21 protein-coding genes and 3 pseudogenes are annotated in these 20,766 nt (G+C 55.8%); 12 read left to right on the top strand and 12 right to left on the bottom strand.

What is annotated here, in order from left to right:
- The first annotated feature begins 4 nt into the window (after positions 1-4).
- Together DWB23_RS12960 and DWB23_RS12955 are read left to right on the top strand one after the other, a co-directional pair.
- Entirely contained in the window at positions 5-640 is a 636-nt protein-coding gene (locus tag DWB23_RS12960; protein WP_121743253.1) for an isochorismatase family protein, read from the top strand.
- Between the two features lie 63 nt (positions 641-703).
- The gene (locus tag DWB23_RS12955; RefSeq protein WP_121743252.1) at positions 704-1,651 is read left to right on the top strand and encodes an isocitrate lyase/PEP mutase family protein; all 948 of its coding nucleotides are present in this window, start codon (positions 704-706) and stop codon (positions 1,649-1,651) included.
- 289 nt (positions 1,652-1,940) lie between these two features.
- Here DWB23_RS12955 and DWB23_RS12950 read toward each other — a convergent pair whose 3' ends face one another.
- Positions 1,941-2,330 (bottom strand): hypothetical protein, encoded by a 390-nt coding sequence (locus tag DWB23_RS12950; RefSeq protein WP_121743251.1) that lies wholly within the window; start codon positions 2,328-2,330, stop codon positions 1,941-1,943.
- Positions 2,331-2,494: 164 nt separating this feature from the next.
- On the opposite strand from DWB23_RS12950, the pseudogene DWB23_RS12945 reads away from it, so the two are divergent.
- Positions 2,495-3,223: pseudogene (locus DWB23_RS12945) on the top strand (formate/nitrite transporter family protein); the annotation flags it as partial.
- A gap of 385 nt (positions 3,224-3,608) precedes the next feature.
- Here the strand turns inward: DWB23_RS12945 and DWB23_RS12940 are convergent.
- Positions 3,609-4,055: a VOC family protein gene (locus tag DWB23_RS12940; RefSeq protein WP_121743249.1), complete on the bottom strand. Its 447-nt coding sequence runs from the start codon at positions 4,053-4,055 to the stop codon at positions 3,609-3,611.
- Positions 4,056-4,501: 446 nt separating this feature from the next.
- On the opposite strand from DWB23_RS12940, the gene lrp reads away from it, so the two are divergent.
- Positions 4,502-4,966, top strand: a complete 465-nt coding sequence (gene lrp, locus DWB23_RS12935) for an HTH-type transcriptional regulator Lrp (RefSeq protein ID WP_121743248.1) — start codon at positions 4,502-4,504, stop codon at positions 4,964-4,966.
- 178 nt (positions 4,967-5,144) lie between these two features.
- Here lrp and DWB23_RS12930 read toward each other — a convergent pair whose 3' ends face one another.
- Positions 5,145-6,098: an NAD(P)/FAD-dependent oxidoreductase gene (locus DWB23_RS12930; protein WP_238717426.1), complete on the bottom strand. Its 954-nt coding sequence runs from the start codon at positions 6,096-6,098 to the stop codon at positions 5,145-5,147.
- Between the two features lie 223 nt (positions 6,099-6,321).
- Here DWB23_RS12930 and DWB23_RS12925 point away from each other — a divergent pair, with 223 nt between their 5' ends.
- From DWB23_RS12925 to DWB23_RS12910, 4 genes and pseudogenes are all read left to right on the top strand, one after another.
- The gene (locus tag DWB23_RS12925; protein ID WP_121743246.1) at positions 6,322-6,756 is read left to right on the top strand and encodes a CopG family ribbon-helix-helix protein; all 435 of its coding nucleotides are present in this window, start codon (positions 6,322-6,324) and stop codon (positions 6,754-6,756) included.
- A 94-nt stretch (positions 6,757-6,850) separates the two neighbouring features.
- Positions 6,851-7,240, top strand: coding sequence for an IS200/IS605 family transposase (tnpA, locus tag DWB23_RS12920; RefSeq protein ID WP_121743245.1), 390 nt, complete (start codon positions 6,851-6,853; stop codon positions 7,238-7,240).
- A complete protein-coding gene (locus DWB23_RS12915; protein ID WP_121743244.1) occupies positions 7,237-8,472 on the top strand; it encodes an RNA-guided endonuclease InsQ/TnpB family protein in 1,236 nt (411 codons plus the stop codon). The genes tnpA and DWB23_RS12915 overlap by 4 nt, the downstream gene beginning before the upstream one ends.
- Positions 8,473-8,733: 261 nt before the next feature.
- Positions 8,734-8,910, top strand: a pseudogene (locus DWB23_RS12910) (IS5/IS1182 family transposase); the annotation flags it as partial.
- A 32-nt stretch (positions 8,911-8,942) separates the two neighbouring features.
- Here the strand turns inward: DWB23_RS12910 and DWB23_RS12905 are convergent.
- Entirely contained in the window at positions 8,943-9,782 is an 840-nt protein-coding gene (locus DWB23_RS12905) for an RNA ligase family protein (RefSeq protein WP_121743243.1), read from the bottom strand.
- A 281-nt stretch (positions 9,783-10,063) separates the two neighbouring features.
- On the bottom strand, positions 10,064-11,134 hold the full coding sequence (locus DWB23_RS12900; RefSeq protein ID WP_121743673.1) for a CNNM domain-containing protein: 1,071 nt from the start codon (positions 11,132-11,134) through the stop codon (positions 10,064-10,066).
- 272 nt (positions 11,135-11,406) lie between these two features.
- Between DWB23_RS12900 and DWB23_RS12895 the strand changes: the two genes are divergently transcribed.
- Both DWB23_RS12895 and DWB23_RS12885 read left to right on the top strand, forming a co-directional pair.
- Positions 11,407-12,264: a hypothetical protein gene (locus DWB23_RS12895; protein WP_238717425.1), complete on the top strand. Its 858-nt coding sequence runs from the start codon at positions 11,407-11,409 to the stop codon at positions 12,262-12,264.
- Positions 12,265-12,691: 427 nt separating this feature from the next.
- Positions 12,692-13,252 carry a YqaA family protein gene (locus DWB23_RS12885; RefSeq protein WP_162989813.1) on the top strand — a complete coding sequence of 187 codons (561 nt, stop codon included), beginning with the start codon at positions 12,692-12,694 and terminating at the stop codon, positions 13,250-13,252.
- Between the two features lie 421 nt (positions 13,253-13,673).
- Here DWB23_RS12885 and DWB23_RS12880 read toward each other — a convergent pair whose 3' ends face one another.
- The 3 genes from DWB23_RS12880 to DWB23_RS12870 form a co-directional block, all read right to left on the bottom strand.
- Entirely contained in the window at positions 13,674-15,215 is a 1,542-nt protein-coding gene (locus tag DWB23_RS12880; protein ID WP_121743241.1) for an ATP-binding protein, read from the bottom strand.
- Between the two features lie 232 nt (positions 15,216-15,447).
- On the bottom strand, positions 15,448-15,954 hold the full coding sequence (locus tag DWB23_RS12875) for an anthrone oxygenase family protein (protein WP_121743240.1): 507 nt from the start codon (positions 15,952-15,954) through the stop codon (positions 15,448-15,450).
- A 4-nt stretch (positions 15,955-15,958) separates the two neighbouring features.
- Positions 15,959-16,714 (bottom strand): SDR family oxidoreductase, encoded by a 756-nt coding sequence (locus DWB23_RS12870; protein WP_121743239.1) that lies wholly within the window; start codon positions 16,712-16,714, stop codon positions 15,959-15,961.
- Positions 16,715-16,932: 218 nt separating this feature from the next.
- On the opposite strand from DWB23_RS12870, the gene DWB23_RS12865 reads away from it, so the two are divergent.
- Complete coding sequence (locus DWB23_RS12865; RefSeq protein WP_238717424.1) at positions 16,933-17,310, top strand: winged helix-turn-helix transcriptional regulator; 378 nt, start codon at positions 16,933-16,935, stop codon at positions 17,308-17,310.
- A gap of 442 nt (positions 17,311-17,752) precedes the next feature.
- Here the strand turns inward: DWB23_RS12865 and DWB23_RS23480 are convergent.
- Together DWB23_RS23480 and DWB23_RS12855 are read right to left on the bottom strand one after the other, a co-directional pair.
- A pseudogene (locus tag DWB23_RS23480) lies at positions 17,753-17,959 on the bottom strand (IS5/IS1182 family transposase); the annotation flags it as partial.
- Between the two features lie 77 nt (positions 17,960-18,036).
- Positions 18,037-18,762, bottom strand: a complete 726-nt coding sequence (locus DWB23_RS12855; RefSeq protein ID WP_238717423.1) for a DUF5806 family protein — start codon at positions 18,760-18,762, stop codon at positions 18,037-18,039.
- A 141-nt stretch (positions 18,763-18,903) separates the two neighbouring features.
- Between DWB23_RS12855 and DWB23_RS12850 the strand changes: the two genes are divergently transcribed.
- Positions 18,904-19,137, top strand: a complete 234-nt coding sequence (locus DWB23_RS12850) for a ribbon-helix-helix domain-containing protein (protein ID WP_121743238.1) — start codon at positions 18,904-18,906, stop codon at positions 19,135-19,137.
- 115 nt (positions 19,138-19,252) lie between these two features.
- Here the strand turns inward: DWB23_RS12850 and DWB23_RS23030 are convergent, their stop codons facing one another.
- Both DWB23_RS23030 and DWB23_RS23475 read right to left on the bottom strand, forming a co-directional pair.
- Entirely contained in the window at positions 19,253-19,741 is a 489-nt protein-coding gene (locus DWB23_RS23030) for a hypothetical protein (protein ID WP_162989812.1), read from the bottom strand.
- A gap of 693 nt (positions 19,742-20,434) precedes the next feature.
- Entirely contained in the window at positions 20,435-20,677 is a 243-nt protein-coding gene (locus DWB23_RS23475) for a hypothetical protein (RefSeq protein WP_238717422.1), read from the bottom strand.
- Positions 20,678-20,766 lie beyond the last annotated feature (89 nt).

The raw sequence follows: 20,766 nt of genomic DNA, 5'->3' as shown, positions 1-20,766 counted from the left end.
CATCATGGATTGGCCAACCGATATTGACGCCGGCTACGACGAGGACGACTTCGGCACGAGCGTCGGCCTCGGCGACCGGCCCGCACTACTAGTCATCGATCTGATAAACGCCTTCACCGACCCCGATACCAGTCTCGGATCGGATGTTACCGGCGTGCTCGAACAGACTGACCGCCTGCTCGAGCGCTTCCGGGAACACGATCTGCCCCGATATTTCACGGCCGTGGCGTTCGAAGAGTCTTACGGCGATGCCGGACGATTCATCGAGAAAGTACCCGCATTACGAGAATTGCAACTCGGAACCGAAGCGGTCGAAGTGGACGATCGAGTTGCACCCGTAGGTGACGAGCGAGTCATCCTGAAAAAGTATGCAAGTGCATTCTTCGGAACGGATCTGCAAACGGAGCTAACGACACAGGGTGTGGACACGCTCGTTCTCGCTGGCGTTACGACGAGTGGCTGTGTCCGAGCAACGGCTGTCGATAGTCTTCAGCACGGCTACCGAACCATCGTTCCGGCTGACGCGGTCGGTGACCGCGCTGACGGACCACACCTGGCGAATCTCTACGATATCGACGCGAAATACGGCGACGTCGTTACAACTGATAGCGTACTCGAATACCTCTCAACCAATGTATAACCACGCCGACAACGACCGATCTCCATCGACACCGACTTCCACAACTGCGCCAAGTGATCCGCTATGACTGACGCCGGTGCAACACTGCGAGAGCGCCTCGAGCGTGACGAACTATTGACCTGTCCCGGTGTCCACGACCCGCTCACGGCTGGCGTCGCCGACGCCATAGGCTTCGACGCCATCTACATGACCGGGTATGGGACATCACTCTCGAAAACCGGCTATCCCGATGCCGGTTTTATCACGATGCCAGAGATGATCAACAACGCCGCGAACATTCAGGAGCGGATCGATGTCCCGCTTATCGCAGATTCAGACAACGGGTACGGCAACGCGACGAACGTTGTCCGGACCGTTCGGGAGTACATCAAAGCTGGCGTTGGCGCCATCCATATCGAAGACCAGACGTTCCCGAAGCGGTGTGGGCATACAAAAGGACGACAGGTCATCCCACGAGAGGAAGCAGTTGGAAAGATCGAAGCTGCCGCCGACGTCCGAGACGACCGTGCTGAAGACTTCGTTCTCATTGCCCGGACTGATGCCCGTGGCACCGGTGATGGCTCGCTCGACGAGGCGATCGGTCGTGTGAACGATTTCCTCGAGGTCGGCGCTGATATTGCGTTCGTCGAGGGGCCGACCGACGAATCAGAACTCGAGCGCATCGGCCGTGAAGTCGACGGACCAATTGTCTACAACTTCGTAGGCGATCTCGGCTCTTCACCGTACGTTGATCTCTCGTCGCTCGAGGAGTGGGGGTTCGACCTCGTCATATTTCCTATTGCCGCAACGCTATCGACCATCGCAAACGTCCACGCCGATCTAAGCGCTTTCGCTGAGGATCCAGTGGCAGCGATGCGAGATATCGACGACGAGTTCAACGAACAACCGGTCGGAAGTCTCCACGAGTTTGCCGGATTCCCTGAAGTCGTTGAGTGGGAGCGACAGTATCTTCCTGATGATGAGCAGAACAAATACGACGGCTCATTAGGTGATGACCCGGAGACCGAGTGAAATCTATCGCTCAACAGGATTCTCTAGCAACAGTTGACAATATTTTTCACCCAGAGTAAAAGATAGAATCTGCGTCCGGGCCACAATTAGTATGGCCGTTCTCACTAACTGTGGAAACATGGTGAAAGTAGATTCAAAAGGCAGTGTCTAGTTAGGTCAGTTTGAGAAACGAGCAGGTTGTAGAGTTAATTTGGTATAAATCTCGCAGACCTGCTCAGCGAGTGCTCCGCGGTGGACCTCGAGGAACTCAGCCTGGTCCACCTGTAGACGAGGTTCTGTGATAGTCTGCCTAAAGCGGAGCGCCGTGGTGAGGTGGGCTGTAGACGATTGGTTTTACGTCTTCGAATATCGCGTATTTTCCGTCAGAAAATTCGACGAAGAAGTCTGTCTCCATCTCACTCTCATCGACTGCCGCGGCACCCACTGTCGCGATGACCAGTACTTGGTGATATTTTTGCCACTCTTTAAACCCAATATTCAATCCCTTATAATATGGACCTTTGTAGCTATTCCTGCCGATGCCCAGTTCTTGGTCCACGTACTCGTAGATATCTACGTCTTCTGTGCCTGAATTCTTATTCTTCCCAATCCCGAGATTTCTGTATTCGGGATCAAGCCATAGTTCACCATCATCATAGTGGTGATAGTGGTGGACATTGAGAACGCTATATTCAGACACCTCATGACTAGAACCGGGACTAGGAGAAGCCCTCACTCCATAGCTGCCTACCTGGCTAGAAGTGCCACGGGCACGACGCCATATATCCGCAACGAATTTTTCGCCCTGTTTGATCACGTCTATACTATCGGTATCTACCGTTCCCTTTCCGAGATATACTGATTTTAGCTGCGGGCTTTGCGATCACGCTAACGTTCATGCTCTATGTGTCGTTGACCGAAGCAACCGGCGGTGCCCCGATTGCGAGCACGCTCCTCTACCCGCTCGGATTCATCTATATCATCCTCGGTGATTATCAGTTGCACACCGGGAACACGCTCCCGCCGGTTGCACTCGTTCTCGAGCGGTTGGCGAGCATACCAGCGCTGCTTACCGTTTGGACGATCGTTCTGATCGGGAACCTGATCGGCTGCGGACTGGGTGCGTACGTCCTGGCATCGACGGGCGTCTTCTCGTCGGATGCGATGGCGGTCGCGGTTCACATGTCCGAGAGCGGTGTCGCAACTCCGTGGTGGGACCTCTTCTTCAAAGGTGTCTTCGCGGGACTGATCGTTGCGGGCGTCGTCTGGCTCGACTACGCGGCACAAGATACGACCTCACGCCTGGTGATGGTGTACCTCGCGTTTCTCGCGATTCCGCTCGGAAATCTCTTTCACGTCGTGGTCTCCGCCACCGAAGCGATGTTCCTCATCTCTCGTGGCCAACTGGCGCTCGCGACCGGCGCGTTCGACTTCGTTCTCCCCGTTTTGCTCGGAAACACGATCGGTGGCGTGTTGCTCGTGACTGTCGTCAACTACTTCCAGGCGGTCGAACGCAAGTATCAGGCCCAGAATTACCAGCTCTCGATGCGAGAACTGCTCTTCGGTAAGTACGTCGGGAGCGATTACGCACCGTCGAAGCATAGTGACGATCGATAGACTTCCCAGCGGTTCGCTAGTCCTGAATGTTCAATTCGGCGGCTAACGGCAGCGAACAGCTAGAAGCCAGGCAAATCGCAGCGGATTCTCGGTGATCGGTTGTCTTCAGCCGAACCGAGGGCTAAGCGCCCTTCCTCAGCGAGCGAAGCGAGCAGGGCATTTACTTGTGATCCTCGCGACGAAAGAGATGGATGGCTCTGTTGAGATCCTATTCTTCAGCTGCATTTTGGCGTGAAACACACGCTCACTACACGTGCGTAGTTACCGCCAGGTGCGACTAACCGCTCTGTTTCCGGCTGGTCCTGATTCCCGGGGTTCCCGGGCGCAAAACGGTGACCGCCGAGAGCATGGGGGCGACTCGCTAGGCTCCGTCGAGCTCCTCAGCCAACCCGACGATAATGCCTTCGGGACCACGCACATAGCAGAGGCGGTACTCGTCTTCGTACTGGGCGATTTCGTCCACGAGTTCGGCTCCGTGGGAGCGGAGGCGGTCGAGGACTTCGTCGATGTCGTCGACGGTGAACATGATACGGCGGATCCCCAGTGTGTTCACCGCCGGTTCCTCGGATCCGTCGCGGGTGGCCTCGGGCGTGATGAATTTCGCGAGCTCGATGCGGCCGTGGCCGTCGGGGGTCCGCATCATGGCGATGTCGTTCTGGACGTTCTTGAGCCCCACGACGCGGTCTACCCACTCTCCTTCGACACGCGTCTCCCCCTCTAGCTGCATACCGAGTTCCGAGAAGAACGCCTTCGCAGCTTCGAGGTCTTCGACCACGATGAGGACGTTGTCCAGTCGCTTGATGGCCATGATCCAAGTAAACTAGGTAAGGGGTGCAAAAAAGGACTTCGCTGGCGGGGGAGCGTGGTTGGGAGCTTCGTCGGACCTCGGATCGCCCCCGTCCACTGAGGCAGGCGGGGCTGCTCCCAGGTTCTCCTTACGCCCACTCGGGTCTGGGCGTCGATGTGCCCTTGAACTGTACTGATCACAGGGGGTACTGGACCTATCTCGACCTGAGGGTTTTAACAGCGTCAGATAGATCTTACAGCGTTCCACGAAGAGTTGGCAGATAGTTACCATGATAACAATTGCCGAGCGATAATTCTCACCCAGACATTTGACCATCAAATATCTGGGTCCCGTTCTCCGATCTAACTTTGAGTCACTGATCCAAACCGCTTACTGAAATCGAGTTCTACAGCCTGCAAATCTGCCATTCGTAAAATTCTAATGCGTGTGGTGGCTTTCTATATGCGATGGTACACGAACACCTTGATCAAAAGATGGTGAACGCACTCCTCGGCGACGGACGAGCAAGCCTTCGAAGCCTCGCTGAGGAGTTGGATGTGTCAGTGACGACTATTTCGAATCACCTCTCTGCTCTCGAGGATGAAGGTGTGATCGAGGGATATACTCCGAAAATAAACTACGATGAGTGCGGGTACGACGTCACTGCCATCATTCAGCTCAGAGTCGAGGGCCACGCTCTTCCCGAAGTCACCGAAGCACTCCGGGAACACCGCCAGATGATATCCGTCTACGAAGTGACGGGCGACCACGATATTATCGCGATCGGGAAATTCAAAGACACGGACGGGATGAACGATCAGATCAAGTCCATCCTCTCGGATCCTGATATCTCGGCCTCGAATACGAGCGTCGTCCTCAACGCCGTTACCGAAAACGAGCAATTCGAGCTAGACGTTCCGGAGGACGAATAGCGCTGACACAGCTGCACTAGTCTTCGCCGATCACGTTGCGAGAATTAGAACTGAACTCGGGTCCCGGATAACACTAGTCTATGACGAACCTCCAGTAAATGGGTTCGCTGCGTGTTCTCTTTCAGTGTTGATCAGGGCTCGGAATTGGGAACGTAGCCTCCGTGGTTGCCAGTCTCAGTCACTTCTTCCCCTCGAACGCCTCACCGGAGAGTTCCATATTAACGGTCGCACCGACCTCGGACCCATCGGCAACGGCGGACGGAATCGAGGGAGCCAAGCCGCTCGAGGCGTCGCCAGCGACGAATAATCCGTCGACTGACGTAAATCCTGCACCGTGTTGTGACCGCTCCGTTTCGACGAGCCCAACCTGGTTCACTTGGAGGCCAAGCTGTTCAGAAAGCTCGCTGTGTTGCTTCATCGGTGGCGGGTAGAAGAGGGCGTGGCGGGCTATATCGCGACCATCCGAGAGCGAGACGCTTTCAAGCCCGTCGGAGCCGTTGAGTGCGGTAATCGGTTCGTCTTCGATCTCGATCTCTTGCTCGACGAACGCCGACCGTATTTCCTCATCGAAGACGTCCTGTCCGTCGGTGAACACCACGAGGTCCTCACTCAGATTGTAGATGAGCTTCGCGTACTCCACCACCTCTGAGGTCCTGACGAGGACCCCAAGCGGTTCATTCCGAACTTCGTAGCCGTGGCAGTAGGGACAGTGATGCACCCCGTTCCCCCATAGCTCCTCGAACCCATCAGTATCGGGGAGTACGTCACTAATACCAGTCGCCAGAACGACCTTCCGACTCGTGACCGTCTCGCCGGTCTTGAGCGTACTCGTAAATCCGTCATCGTCTCTGGAGATATTCGTCACCTGCGCATCTCGGAACTCGCCGCCGTATGTCGACACCTCCTCACGACCGAGGCGGCGGAGTTCCTGTGGGGAGATGCCATCTCGCGTCAGATACCCGTGAGCTTCGGCTGCTGGACCGTTGCGGGGCTCGTCGTTGTCGCAGATCAAAACACTCCGAAGCGAGCGTCCCAACTGGAGTGCAGCACTCAGACCCGCAGGTCCAGCACCGACGATGATCACATCGTAATCCGGTTCCGTTTCCCTCGTATTGGTCTCTCCCCTCTCCATGATAGTAAGATGAGGGCGAAGAATAATAAAAATTGTTAAAGCACTTTGAGGGTGCGATGATGCTATTGAATGTGATCTTTAGTTTTCTACGGAGAATTTGACGTTGAGAATAGTCTAAATGCCAATATTCACATTCGAATCCGGTATTAAATACCGAAGTCACAATCACCATCTCTATTATCTTCCACTCAATTTTTAACACATGCCTATTGTGAGTTCTTCGATGACCGAGCGACTCCGGGACGATCTCGATACGTTTGCGAAAGAACACGGCTACAGCGGACGAAGTGAGGTGATTCGCGAAGCGTGCCAATCACTACTCGAGGAGTACCAAGTGACCGAGTATGAGGGCCGACGGGTATTGGCAACCGTTACCGCCGTTTTCGGATACGATGAACCGGAGATCGAACGCCAGATGATGGGTATTCGCCACGAATTCGAAACATCGATCCGGTCGAACTCACACAACTGCCTCGACGGCAACGCAGGCTGTGTTGAGACGTTCGTCATCGAAGCTGCGTACGACGACATCTTGCGGTTTATTGGAACCGTTCGAGGAGCGGATGAGTCAGTCTCAGTCGAATACACGGTTGTTCCCGTTGATGTGATACATAGTGCGAGCGCATACCCGCGTCTTCAGGCGCGGGTCGAGCGGTAGGCATAGTTCGTCCGAACCACGTTGCTCCGAACCATTGAATTTCATACATATTCGGTAGTTTTAACGTTCGGCTGAACCATAGTATACAGCACGGATGAAGACCACACGGCACGCCACGTACAACCTCAACTACCATATAGTGTGGTTGCCCAAGTACCGCAACTCGGTACTGGGTAACGAGGCCGAAGATCGTGTGCGTCGAATCCTCCACGAAATCGCCGGCGAGAAAGGATTGGAGATTATCGACCTCACCGTCCAATCCGACCACGTTCACCTGTTTGTAAGCGGTCCACCGAAGCACGCACCGTCGCTTCTCGCCAATTGGTTCAAGGGCATCAGTTCACGGAAGTACAATCACCGATACGCCGACCACGACGGCGAGAAAATCAAGTGGGCTCGCGGCTACTACGCGGGGACAGCAGGGCACGTCTCCAGTGAGACTGTCGAGAAGTACATCCAGCGTCACGAGGAGGACGAACAGTGACCGAACTCACCGAGACGCTGGAACTGAAGTTTGTGGAACCGAACGCTCACAAACATCGAAAACTCTGCGAGACGAAACAGGCGTACCAAGACGCACTCGAAGCCGCGTTCAACGCCAACTGTACCACACAGTCGGCGGCCAACGACGTGGTGGTCAACTACGACCTGAGCGGGTACGCGAAGAACGCCCTCAAAAAGTACGTCCCGCAACTCTGTGGTGGATGTTACGATGCGAAAGAGCTTCACGACGACCACCCTGTTCGGTTTACGAACGAAGGCCCAAAGCTCGACCACAAGCAACAGAACGCTATTGAGTGGTACGTCAAAATCCCCCACCACGACGACTACCACCTCTGGCTTCCCGCCCAGCCGAATCCCGAACAGCGGGAGTGGTTGGAAGCGTTGCACGCAGGGGACGCAAAGATGGGTGAGTGTCGGCTATTCGACCGTGACGATGAATGGTACTTCCACATCGTCGCCACGCGAGACGTCGAGGAACGAGAAACCAGTTCGGCGGAGACGCCGATTGGGGTAGACATCGGGGAAGCCTCTTTAGTAACGGTGTGTCACCGTGACGAGCGTGGCTCCCCGGCTACACCCAACCTCTGGAACGACGAAGGTAAGCGAGTTCGGCAACTCCGTGAAACGTACTTTACGGCGACTCGACGCCTTCAACAACGCGGAAGCGAACGCATCGCCGAGTCGTACGGGGATTCGCTCTGGCAACGGATTGACGACATCCTCCACACGGTCACATCGGAGGTCGTCGCCTACGCCGACCAATTCGAGAACCCCGTATTGGTTTTAGAAGACTTGACGCACATCCGTGAGAACATGGACTACGGTTCGTTCATGAACCGCCGGTTGCACGGATGGGGCTTCGCAAAGATGCACGCCCAACTCCGCTACAAAGCGGCTGAGAAAGGGATTCGTGTGGAGACGGTGAATCCCGTGTATACTTCGAAGTCGTGTCACTGTTGTGGAGAGACGGGCTACCGTCCCGATCAAGCGACGTTCAAGTGTTCCAACTCGGAGTGTTTGGTCTCGGAGTACCAAGCAGATGTTAACGCCGCGCTCAATATCGCAGACCGCTACCTCAGCGGAGAGAGCCATTCAAGAGAACACACGAATGGCGATGACTCGGCTGAGGAAGGGGGCCGTTTGACCGGCCCACAAGACAGCCAAGCCGATGCTGAAGCCCAGCAATTGACGCGTGGATCGTATGCGTCTTGAAACCTTAAGGTCGAATCGACCGGCCTGAAATCCCATGGTGGGATTCCCGCGACTTTAGGTGCGGGAGGAGGTCAAGAAACCAGAGATTAGTGAGCAGTAAGCCAGTAGTTGCTGGCGAGTTGCCTCAGTGATGACCAGAACGTCCCTCAAGCATACGTTGGAGTCAAAATGAGAACGTGCATGCGCGGGCCGAGGAAGCGTTCACGGAGTATCTCCAGGCATCCACACCGATCTCTGCCGATGAGTTCACTGTTGCTGGATAGTGCATTCATTCGGGCAAAAGGCTACTCTCAGCGCTGGATAGCCGAAACTTCGTATTCGACAACGAAGCACTCGCTCAGCGGTGCCGTACGACCACTGGGTTGGTACCGTCAGTTCCGGAAGAGTATCCTGATGTTCGCCCACGGTAATATAGAATCGCTTTGTGAGCCACTGTAACTGTGACTCCGGATCTATTCAACACGTCAGTTTTATCGGGTCTCGAGGAATTGGCGCACCAACCGTCCGACTTCTGATCGGAATGTACCCATATCGACGCTTTCACCGCTGTGATACAATCGCTTGTGCTCTTCGCGGACGATATCCTCGAGAACGCGCTCGTAGAGCGTCTCGACGGTAACGGGCTGCTCTCGATTTTCGATTTTGACCGCGAGCTTCTCCATCCGTCGTTCCGTGGCGAACTCCGCGGCTAATTTCGGGGCCGATACAGCAACCGGCACCGCCTCGTCGACGTCTTGAAACGCTGGATGGAGGAGTTTTGCCCGTCCTCCCCGTTTATTTCGGATCACAACTCCTTCAGCGGGTCCGTCGTACCACGCTGATTGCGGCACCGCATACGCTTCCGGATCGAAATCTCTTGCACGTCGTTCTCGTTCGATCACGTTCACAGGATGGAGCCCAAGCTGTTCGAAGATTTGTTCGACAGTATCGGGTGGGTAGAACTCGGTCGTTTCAGCGGACCAGATATCGAAGCCGAGAAAAGACGGGACACGATCCCATTCGTACTCAACCGTGTGCTGGTGCATCGCCTCACCGAAGAAGACCACATCCTCTACATCGGTGACGGCGTGTCGAAGCGCGTTTCGATCGAGATGTTCCTGAATGTGTCGAACAGCGTGTTGGTAGGGTTCGGGAACCGCCCCTGGATCCGCAAACCACCGGCTCCGGTCACCGAACTGGATTAGTCCCGATTGCTGCAGTTGGAAACGGAAGTTTGCCCCGTCAACCTTCTCGAGAAGCCATAAATGTCCCTCGTCGAAAAGACGGCTTGGAGCGTCCTTCACGCGCGGAATTGAGGGATATTTCTTCAAGTGTGCCAGTAGTATTACATTCAGACCCCTCTAAGTCTTGCTCTATCGTGGCCGCTGCGTCACTGCGCACCTGATCGCACGCTGACTGTGTGATCCGCGTGTAACGAGTTGCAAGTTGGTACTCTCGCTCGAGGTCCAGTGCCAATGTGAACACGGAGAACTCACGAGGAAGCACAGACGCTCATCACCGCGATCAGTTCTCGTCGGAGTTGGGACAACAGTTCGTATGTCGCACAGTTATTCGTCGAGTGATCCACAGGATTCGGCGCGAGTTCCGTGGGTCATCCACCTCGTAGTTTACCTGTCTCCTGGTCAAGCGGATCTTCGATATCTCCCATAACTGCCTCGAGCAGGTCTGTTACAGTCACTAGTCCAACGACGTCGCCGTCTTCGATCACGAGCGCGAGTTCCTGATTTTCCGCCTGGAACTGATCGATCGCGTCGCTGACGTCTACGTCGGGGGAGAGCGTCATCGGTGGCGCTGCCAGTTCGGCGAAGTCGATGTCGCCCTCCGCCAACTCCTCACGATGCCGAACCAGGATCGGCGTATAGATGATGCCCTGAAAGTCGGTTAGCTCCTCGCCGATCAGCGGGTAGCGAGTCTGCGGACGGTCTTCCATCTTTTTGAAGTTCTCTTCGGGATCGTCTTCGATAGACAGTACGACGAACTCCTCGGGGGGTACCATCAACTCCCTAATAGGCTGGTCACCGATCTGGAAGGCATTCATCACTTCCTCGCGACGTTCGTCCGAGAGGTTTCCTTCGTCAAGGACTGAGCCAAGCTGATTCCGAAGGTCGGCTCGGGACTTGATGACGTCCTGTTCGGTCTCGCGCCAAGCGCCTGTCATCTCGATACCGAATAGACCCAGCGTCTTTTTTGCGATCCAATCGCCGAACCAAATCGCCGGAGCGAGCACCTTGGCAAACCAGTACAGCGGCCGCGCTCCGTACTTACAGACCTGTTTCGACCGTTCGACGCCGAGGTATGTCGGTGTTTGTTCGCCATGAGTCAGATGGATCAGATTAATGAGCAAGAACCCAAGCATTGAGCCGGCGCCGACTGATGCGAGCACCGTATTTTCGAATAGTGGCTCGAATAACGCTGCTAAGCCTGGCTCTGCCACGATTCCCAGCGCGATACTCGTCCCGGAGATCCAGATCTGACACGAGGTGAGATAGAACTCAAGGTCCTCGGTCATCTCCCAGGCAAGTTCAAGTGAGGGGGTATCGAACTCCGACTTCGGATACTGCCGAGCGCGAGTGAGGCCGAACTCGGTCGCAACGAAAAACGCGTTCAATGCGATGAGAAGGATTCCGGCCAGTACTCGCCCGCTAATCTCGAGAGGTCCCATCACCATCTCATAACAGTGTAGGATACAAATGCATGGGGGAAAGACATGTCTGGTATTGGTTACAGTTCTTGGCTTTGTTTAGACGCGGGACGAGAGCGATTTTCTTTCACTAACGGCGTTGGGAATCACGTGGACAGTAGGGCTGCGTATGTATCACGTGACTGTATAGCTAACCTGAAACCTTATTGATAGAGTCGCCGTAGAACAATCCACCGTATGTACACCCTCCAAAGAAACGAATTCAGCCCAGTAAAGCGGAGGACAGCGGGCTAATGGCGATGGCGTTCACAGAGAAGGTCGATGCTGCGGAGCCAACGCACAAACTCGTTACCCGGAATCTACCCGATGTCAAAGATTGGGACGAGACTGGATGGGTGACCGTTGAGAACCAAGCTACGGGTATTTTGATGGACTACGGAACCGCTGTCCATCTGCAACTTGACCCCAAGCACAACCAGTTCGACACTGTCCGGAGCGAGCTAACACGAGTCGAAAGCTCAGAGCGTATCTTTGTCGGTTCTGGTCGAGAGTTCCGAGCATCGCTTCCGGAGAACCGTGCTCTCGTGGAGTCGCTGTTGGAGATTTCGAGTGACGATACTGATGCGTGGACTGACCGGACGTTCTACGTTGATGAATTTGCAATTCTTGCCGAGCAATCGTGGGTATATCGATCGGTGCCGCACGAACCACATATCCGGGAAATCAACGCATCGGAGCATGAGGGACTGATCGAGGAATTGGATGAAATGATGGCCCAACTGCGAGGTACAGCCGTGGTTCCGTTCGATGGGCTTGCCTCGTGGACGGTGGGCGGCATCAAGTATGAGTTGCGATGGGACTCTCTGTATCGCTCCTTCGAAGAGAACAGCGTTTCATACGACGTGGAGCGACTAGAGCAGGTCACTGCGCTATGTCCTGAGAACTGCTTGCGTCTTGATTGGCGGTCGAACTCCGAGGAATCATTTCTTCGTCGAACGATGTGGCGGATCCTCGATTCGGAGACTGCCGCTCCACCGACGCAAGTCGATATTCCCGCTGGAGAAGCGGGAGAAAAGGTATTTGCCGCATTCCGCCAACTGCATGACGATCTTGATTACGACTACGAGATTCAGCGCTCCTCCCGTTCCTAGCCACTACCCTATCCAACTCGCTCACGGCTGACGCCGTTCGCTCCTTGAGGGTCGCGTGAGATCAGAGGTCTCACGGACCATGCGAACGGCGGCGAAGCCGCCGTGAGCAGATGGGGCTTCCTGCTTCTACGACGTTGCTAGACTCAGTCTGATAGCCTGTCGAGAGAACCTCGACAAACGCGCTTTGCGGACACAGGTGTATCCACAGTGAGCGCAGTCTCCACAGGCGTTTCTTCGGAATGTCCGACCGTAGACAGCAAATGTCCCCTCTGCAGGTCGGGAAGCCCTGCCGTCGTCGGGCTACGACCGACTGCGTGAGAAACAAAGCCCCTTCTCCGTTTACGCGGGGAGAATGTCATCGATACATATTCGACGCGTGATGAACACAGGGAGAATGAGACGAGAGCTATTCAGATTCACTCAACACATGGTAACCGAAATCCCGCTACTCGTGCTGAAGTCGCCAGCTATTATCGATGCGGGCGGCCTCGAGGCAGTCGTCGAGTCGGCGACGGGCTGGCCCGGAATGGGCATTATTTTCATATACTCGTTTTTGATCGCCTTCGCGCTCCCTGGTCCGAGCGAGATCGTCCTGGTCGCACCGCTTGATCTTGGTCTCCCGTCGTGGGCGAACCTCTCGAGTATCATATTCGTGAGTGCGATCGGAAAGGCCGCCGGGAGCGTATTCGCGTTCCACATCGGTCAAGAAGTCAAACGGTCGGGACCGATCACACGCTGGTTACGACAATCGAGATGGGACGTCTTGGAGTGGTCGGAGAAACGATCCGTCCAGCTCGCACAGCAGTACGGCTATGGTGGACTCGCGATGGCCCTCTCCGTTCCGTTCTTTCCCGATACGATCTCGATCTACGCCTTTGCTGTCCTCGAGCAGAATTACGTTAGATTCGCGATAGCGACGTTTCTTGGAAGTCTCGGTCGACTCCTCGTTACCGTCGGGTTCTTCGGCAGTCTCTCGACGGTGTTTTGAGTTCATCGACCGTCTCGAGATACGACATGCGGCTCTGTTGAAGCCCGTTTTTCACACAGCAATTATCGTGGAATCACCACTCATTACACCTGCGAGTAGAACGCAAGTATCCGGACGAGCGAAGCGAGTACGGTTCATCGACAGCTCGGCCGTTGGCCTCGCTGTCGGGCTGGTACCAAAGATGTCTCCTCCTAACGATTTTAACAGAGTTCTACATGCACAACCCCGGCAACTACAATCCCGATCAGTTCGGCTGGCACCGCAAACCCGAAATCCCGTTCCAGACCTCGATCACTAGAACCGGAAGGATGCACTCGATTTTGAGCAGTGTCGCCGCGAGCTCGAGGAGATGCTGATGAACGTCCTCGAGTAGGCAGATCTCGATGTGACCGGCGGCGACGAGTATCACGAGGTCCTTCGCTCAATCGACCGATTGGTCGACGAGCGGAATGGTAAAGGAGAACGTCGAGCCTTCCCCGGGTTCTGATTCCACCCATATCTCGCCACCGTGTCGCTCGACGATCCTTTTACAGAGAGCCAGACCGATCCCTGTTCCGGAGTACTCTTGAGTATTGTGGAGCCGGTTGAACACTTCGAAGATCTGGTCCGTGTACGCCGGGTCCATCCCAATGCCATTGTCGGCGACTCTGAATCGGCACATCCCGTCATTTCGTGAGGCGCTAATCTCGATCCGCGGCTTCTCGTCGCCTCGATACTTGATAGCGTTTGAGACGAGGTTTTGGAACACCTGTTTGAGCTGGTTATCGTCAGCTTCCACTGTCGGCAGCTCCCCGACGGTGATGTCGGCATCGGCCTCTTCGATTTGGAGTTTGAGGTTCTCGAGGACATCGTCGACAACCGCCTCGGCAGCCGTGGGTCCAAGCGGCTCGGCATCAGTATCGAGCCGGGAGTACGCCAAGAGACCTCGGATCATCTCCTGCATTCGCTCCGAGCCATCGACGGCGTACTCGATGAATTCGTGAGCTTCATCGTCGAGTTCGTCGCTATAGCGGTCTTCGAGCAGATTGAGATAGCTTATGATCATTCGGAGGGGCTCCTGGAGGTCGTGCGATGCGACGTAGGCGAACTGTTCAAGCCGCTCGTTCGAGGACTGCAGCTGCTGTTCAAACGTTTTGCGGTCAGTTATGTCGCGTACCACGCCGATCATGTGTGTCGCCCCATCGCCGACGGTTACCGGCTGACCTGGGGCTTCGATCCACCGGACCTCACCATTTCGGACGATGCGGACCTCCTCGTGCTTTGGCTCGCCGGTTTCGAGAGACTCATCGATTGCTCGTTGGACCGCGTCTCGGTCCTCTGGATGGATTACGGCGGCGAAGTCTTCCCAGTTTTCGATGCTGGTGCCGAACAAGGGCTCCTCAGAGGGGTAGTACGATGTCCGATCGTTTTCGATGTCCCACTCCCACACCGCGCCCTCAGTATTAATTAGTGCGAACTCCATCCGTTCTTGAACGCGCTGGAGTTCGGACTCACGGTCTTTCAACTCGGTGTGTATCTCTCGAATTTCCCGGTTACGTTGTTCGAGATCGAACGCTCTCGTTTTCGATCTCGCTCCGGAAATTCCACCGACGAACGCCGGGACGATGACGAATCCCGTTATGATGAGAATCGTCTGGACGGGGTTGTCGATACTGGCGTTTGGAGAGAGATGATACAACGCGAGCAAACCGCTCAATAGTGCGATCGCGCTTAGTGACCAGGCGGTAACCGTTGGGTAGAATTTCGGGTTGATGGTCGTTCGTGGCAGCCAGTATCCACCGGCGAGGAGGATCATCCCTGGAATAAAGACGAAAAACGCGAGAAAGAGAGCGTTCGAAACGGGCGTGCCACTTGCGACTTCCGCATTGTACACTCCGATAGTCGAACTGACGTAGAGCCCACCGAGGACGAGAATGGCAGGTCTCCCGCCGAAGGTGTCTACAAGCGACTTCCAGCGGCTCATTATCGGCTTGATGAGTTGCAGGCTCTTATAATGGTGTTTATGTACCGAAGGTCCAGATACACGGAGATCCTTCGTCTGCGAACTACTGGCAGGTCATCGAGACGAACTCACGCACAGTCAACCCGTACCCGTTCTACCATCGTCTCGGCAGACCACTGTATTGATCGATAAATACGGTCGTGTGCAATCGATTAATCATGGCCCCTCGAGCACGGCGACCCGAATCGGAGAGCTACACACCAAGCGTTACCAGCGCCCCGATGTACAGAGCGAACGAAACGATCGCCGCCGTCGTTCGGACGTGATTCCACAGCGCCCACCGCGCACGAACCGCAGCCCAATCGTCCGGCGGCGACTCGACGGACCACGTCGCGATGTCGTCGTTCATCGGAAAGTGGACCATCACCGTCACGGCGATCGTTCCTATCAGATAGACGGTAACCCCCGCGAGAAACAACTGCCCGTACTGCGACGTCCAGTACCCGCGGAGAAGCACGATTGCCGCACCGACCACCGGAACCGCGATCGCACCGAAGAACGCGACGCCGAACGCCGGGTTTCGAACGGATTCGTTGATGGGGCGCATTACGGTGGTGTACGCGTCCGCCGAAAGCGTCTCGAGAGCGAGTACCACGCTCGCCGAGTAGGCGAAGAAGAACCCGGCCATAATTCCGCCGAGGATCGCCGATGTCGCGAACAGGAACATGACGAGGTCTCCGGGAAGGACGTTCGGACTCACGGTCTCAAGTTCCCCTGTTCGGATCGACGTTCCCCTCGACGGATGCCGCGCCGGCTCGGTCCCACTCGACGGTGATGAGACTGCGCGGGTTCGCGTTCGCCACGTCGTCTTTCGCAACGACCTCGAGGCTTCGGTTAGCTACAGTCGGCGTGAACAACGCCGCTACCATGAGACGGGCGACGTCCGCCCGCGGGATGGAACCGGTCATGTTGCCACCGCCTTCGGCGATGAGTACGTCGTGCGTCGCCGACTCGTCGGTCAGCCATCCGGGGCGGAATACGACGTGCTCGAGGCCCGACTCGCGGAGGGCTCGTTCGGCGCGCGCTTTTTCGCGTACCGTCCATCGGAGCACGACCGACCGGGCCCACAGTGGCATCCCCGGACGGGAGTCGCCGACGCCGATCGTACTCTGGAGGACGAACGTGCGAACGCCTTCCGCGGTCGCGGCCTCGACGAGGTTGATCACGCCCGTTCCGTCGACGACGCGCCCGGGACGAAGCAACCCCGTCGCCAGATTCGATCCCGCAGCGAACAGAACCGCATCGCAGTTCTCGACGGCTACCCGCGCGGCCGCCGGATCCAGCAAGTCGCCGACCATAACCTCGTCGGCTCCGTTTGTGACGAGCGACTCGTGATTTGCTGCCGAACGGGTCATCGCTCTGACGTGCAGCGACGTGTCGTCCAGTTTTCGGAGAAGTTCACTGCCGGTTCGACCGGTCGCCCCGGCAACCAGCACCGTCGACGTGTGTGGGTGGTTCATGGTTCTCACGTCTTCTACACCGACTGTGGTGATATAGTGTCGAGTTTCTTAAAAGAAAGTAACTATCTCGGCAGAAAGCAACCCGCCAGTTACCTTGAAGGCAGCTATTTGCCGCTGGTTGCCCTTGTTGACGTATGGTACTGCCCGAACCGGATGAACCACCCTTGTCACAGACCGACGAGTCAGTGCCGTCCTCGCGAGCAGACGATCCCCGGGTCGTGGTCGAGGAGTACCAGTATCTACTCGACGACGTCCCATACATCGACGACACCCCGAAGGAGTTAAACGAGACGGTAGGAGACCTCCTCGACCTCATGACCAACGCGCACGCACTGGCGGTTTTCTACCACCTCTTCTGCGAGAAGCGGCCCCTGCGGTTCTCCGAACTCGAGGGCGCCATCGATGTCACGCCGAAAGTACTCTCCCAACGGCTGGCGGAGCTCACCGACGCCGGTCTCGTCTCTCGACGATCGTACGACGAGATTCCGCCGCGCGTCGAGTACGAACCCACGACGAAGGCACGAGAGCTAGATCCTGCGTTCCAGTTCCTCTACGCGTGGGCAGCACGCTACGGGTCCGAGCGAAGAACTGACTGACCGGATCTCATTTAGGAATTTACGATCTGTCTCGGCCGAACCATTCAGAGTGAAGACTACACCTGCGTATCTTCCGTAGAGAGTACACCTCCTAGAGGACTTCCCGTCACGATAGACCGAAACTACCAAAACATATTACTGTCCTTCATGATATCATTCCGCATGAGCGGAAGTAGCGGACCAGTCATTCCCCTCGACGAATCGAGTAAGGGTGCGGATAGTCCCTGGATAATCGTTATACTACTTCTCCTATTTCTCGGGTTGCTAGTCCTGTTTTACCTCACATGATTCGTGTTAGAAGCGAGATCCTGGAGGATTACTCAGCTATACACTTTTGAACAGATAGCTCTCACCGCGCTGGACTCATCCTCTGTACTGATCGGGTTCGGTCGAGATTGTGGACGAGGCACGCACGAGCGAGTTTACGAAACTGCTTCCATCAGCGCCGTGACCGAACGAACGCACCGTATTTTCGCTCGAGTCGAGAGTTCACCGTCTCACTCCGGTTTCGTTGGGCGTAGAGGTCGGTATCCAGCCGAGCGCTCCACGCGTTCTGCAGTGAGGAGAACGCACGGTGTTTGACGAGTGGACGCATATCGTTCTCGCGGGCCGTTGCTCGAATCTGCTGATCGCCGTATCCCTTGTTACCTCGTCGCTTCGATTCGTCGCTCGAGATCGGTATCGATCTTGGCGGTCGCGATACGATCGCCGCTCCTTGGGAGCGTTTCACTCGGATCCGCCCGCGTCCTCACCGAGTCGCTCGCCGCAGTTCGGACAGCGATCGTAGCGGAGTTCGAGGCTCGCCCGATGGACGTCCTTCATCGCCGCTTCGATCCGTTCTTCCGCGTTCAGTTCGCTCTCGTAGGAGAGGGAGGCTCCTTCGACTTCGATCAGAAACCGCGCTACCTCCGTCGCCTCGTAGGCGATGTCGTCGAGTTCGTCGGCCGTGAAGAAATCGGAGTAAGCGCCGTAGAGGAACGTCGCACCCGATTTTCGAACCTTCTCCTCGAAGGATTTGCGCGACTGGTAGACGGCTTGGCGCGTGTACTGGTCGTCCATGAAGGGAACGAGGTCGGGGAGGTTCTCCCCGATGATCGTCATCTCAATACCCGTTCCGGTCCGAAAGTCGGCACAGAGGCGAGCGATCGCCCACTCGCGGGCCGTGAAGGCGACGCGATCGCGAAGGAACTCGCTGACGCGGTCGTATTCGGCGCTCTCGAGTCGCCTGAAGCGGTAGTGCTCGGATGCGTTGCTCCGGGAGGATGGTTGCGTATCTTCGGGCATGGTTTGTCCTGCGGTTGCCCGCATCACGTTCAGGGGCCGAACGAGAATAACGCTGTCCATCGGGCCGAACTCGTGTGATCCGGCTCGCTTTTTGTCGATTAGTCGGACGGCATTCAGCGACGATCGGAACCGGCGACTTCCCATCCGCTCGCCCCAGAATCGTCCCATTTCACTTTCACCACGCTACGCGAGCCCTTTTTACCGGTCGTCCCCTCCCCGTCACATGGTCCTAGTGAAAAGTAGAACGGGACTCAGAGGGACGAGAGCCGAGACGAGCGCAAAATCGCGACCGGAGCGAGGTGATCGGAGATGACGGGTCGTTCGCCGTCCAACGACGTCGTGATCGAACCCAACCGCTCCCGGCTGGAGAACGGTCAGACGCTCGAGCGTGTGACGTTCCGGGCCACCGACGAGCAACTCGCTGCCCTCGAGTCGCTCGTCGACGACGACGTCTACTACACCCGGAGCGAAGCGCTTCGGGCCGGGGTTCAACAGCTACTCGAGCGACACCGTCAGGACGACGCCGACCAGGTGAACAAGTAGTCTGGCCATCCGCGAGAGACGAGTAATCCACCGGATAAATGGTATAAGCGCTGCCGTGAGTGCTCGATCGAACTAGATACGGCCGCCGAAATAGAAAGGTAATTTGCGTCGTTGATCAGCGACCGACGATAGTAACTTCGTCGGTTCCCGAAAGACCGTGTTCACCGGCTTCGTCACGCTCCCAGAGGAGTTTCCCCTCAGAATCCTCGGAATCGAATCCTGTCTCCTCCACCGGGAAATGAAGCACGAGGTCCGTAGTACCGTCTCCGTTCACATCCTCTCTGTGGCCGTCGTGGGACGGACGTGCTCCACCGCCATCCTCCACGGTATCCGGAGCGCCAAAGCGATACCGGACTCCTTCAGTCGTCGGATCAAAGTCTTCAGTCTGGTGGACTGCGACAGGGATTACACCGCGGCTACTCGGATTCACCGGGTTCTTATCGCATCCAGGTTTGATATCGATGTCCAGTTCCGCCGGAAAATGGGCGGCTACTGTTCCGCTCCCGATAGAAATAGCACCGATTCCTGCGACCGTCCCACCGCTGGCTTTGAGAAATGTTCGGCGGTCGATACGATTCGGTCCGCAGTCGCTAGTTCCAGTCATGCTGTATCAATGGGCCGATAGCGGGAGCCCACAGGTCAGTATATTCGAAGAGACAATTCTATTTCTTATGGTGTGGTTGTCGAAATAACTGTCCAGATTAGTTTAACGATAGCGATTCCTCGAGATACGCTATCCTCAGGAGATACATATTTTGACAGTCCAACACACGTTCCTTGAGAGATACTGGTCTACTATCTCGCCATTGACGACGCCGACTCTGTTGAAACCCTAAGGCAGTGACTGGTTCAAAACCCTCTGCGGTAAGTATAGGTGGTCTATTCAGCAGGGAGACCTCGTAAACATGACTACCTAGTAGAGTATACTTCAGCCCAGAGATAAACGATTCCGAGCACTGAGTAGAATATACCTAATCCGACAGGTATCCTTTCACTTTGCATCATAAAAAGAGAGGCCTGCAATAGTCCTATTCCCACCATTGATACCCCAATAATTATTTGAACTGTCTATATGCCATATTATATATTTGAGAGCGTTCGTCCAAATATCTTCTGTCTGTAACATCGAACCCGAGAATGTGGTGTGGTTGGCGCGCGTTCTATATGCACGTGTAGTATTCGCGTGTTTCACGCTAAAACACGTGAAAAAATAAGATTTCAACAGAACCACTACGCCAGAGATCGTGATACAAGAGTATATGCAGCTCTTCTCGGTTTTTTCGTTATCAGACCCGTCTCAGGTATCATCCGCTGTCTCAGTCGAAATCTCGAGGACGATCTGCTCGTCATCGGCAGGTTCGTGTTCGGTTGGATCGATTTCTTCCCCGTCGAGGATAAACGAGATTTCCGTTCCCGATTCGTTCGCATCGTACTCTGTTCCCTCGATCGTTACCACAGGTGATCCAGAGACTGTTTCGTATTCGAACGACGGAAGCAGGCTGATCCCTTCTGCAACCGTCACGGGTTCTTCACCCTCCATATACCAGCGGCCGTCCGAGTCGTGAAGGTGGAAATCGATGGACTCGTTGTCGACATTTTCGGACTGGAACTGTGGTTTCGTCTCGATCG

The sequence above is a fragment of the Natronorubrum halophilum genome (genome assembly GCF_003670115.1).
Lineage (GTDB): Archaea > Halobacteriota > Halobacteria > Halobacteriales > Natrialbaceae > Natronorubrum > Natronorubrum halophilum.
Note: the sequence above shows the minus strand (reverse complement) of the source record. Positions and strands in the feature narration are given on the sequence as shown.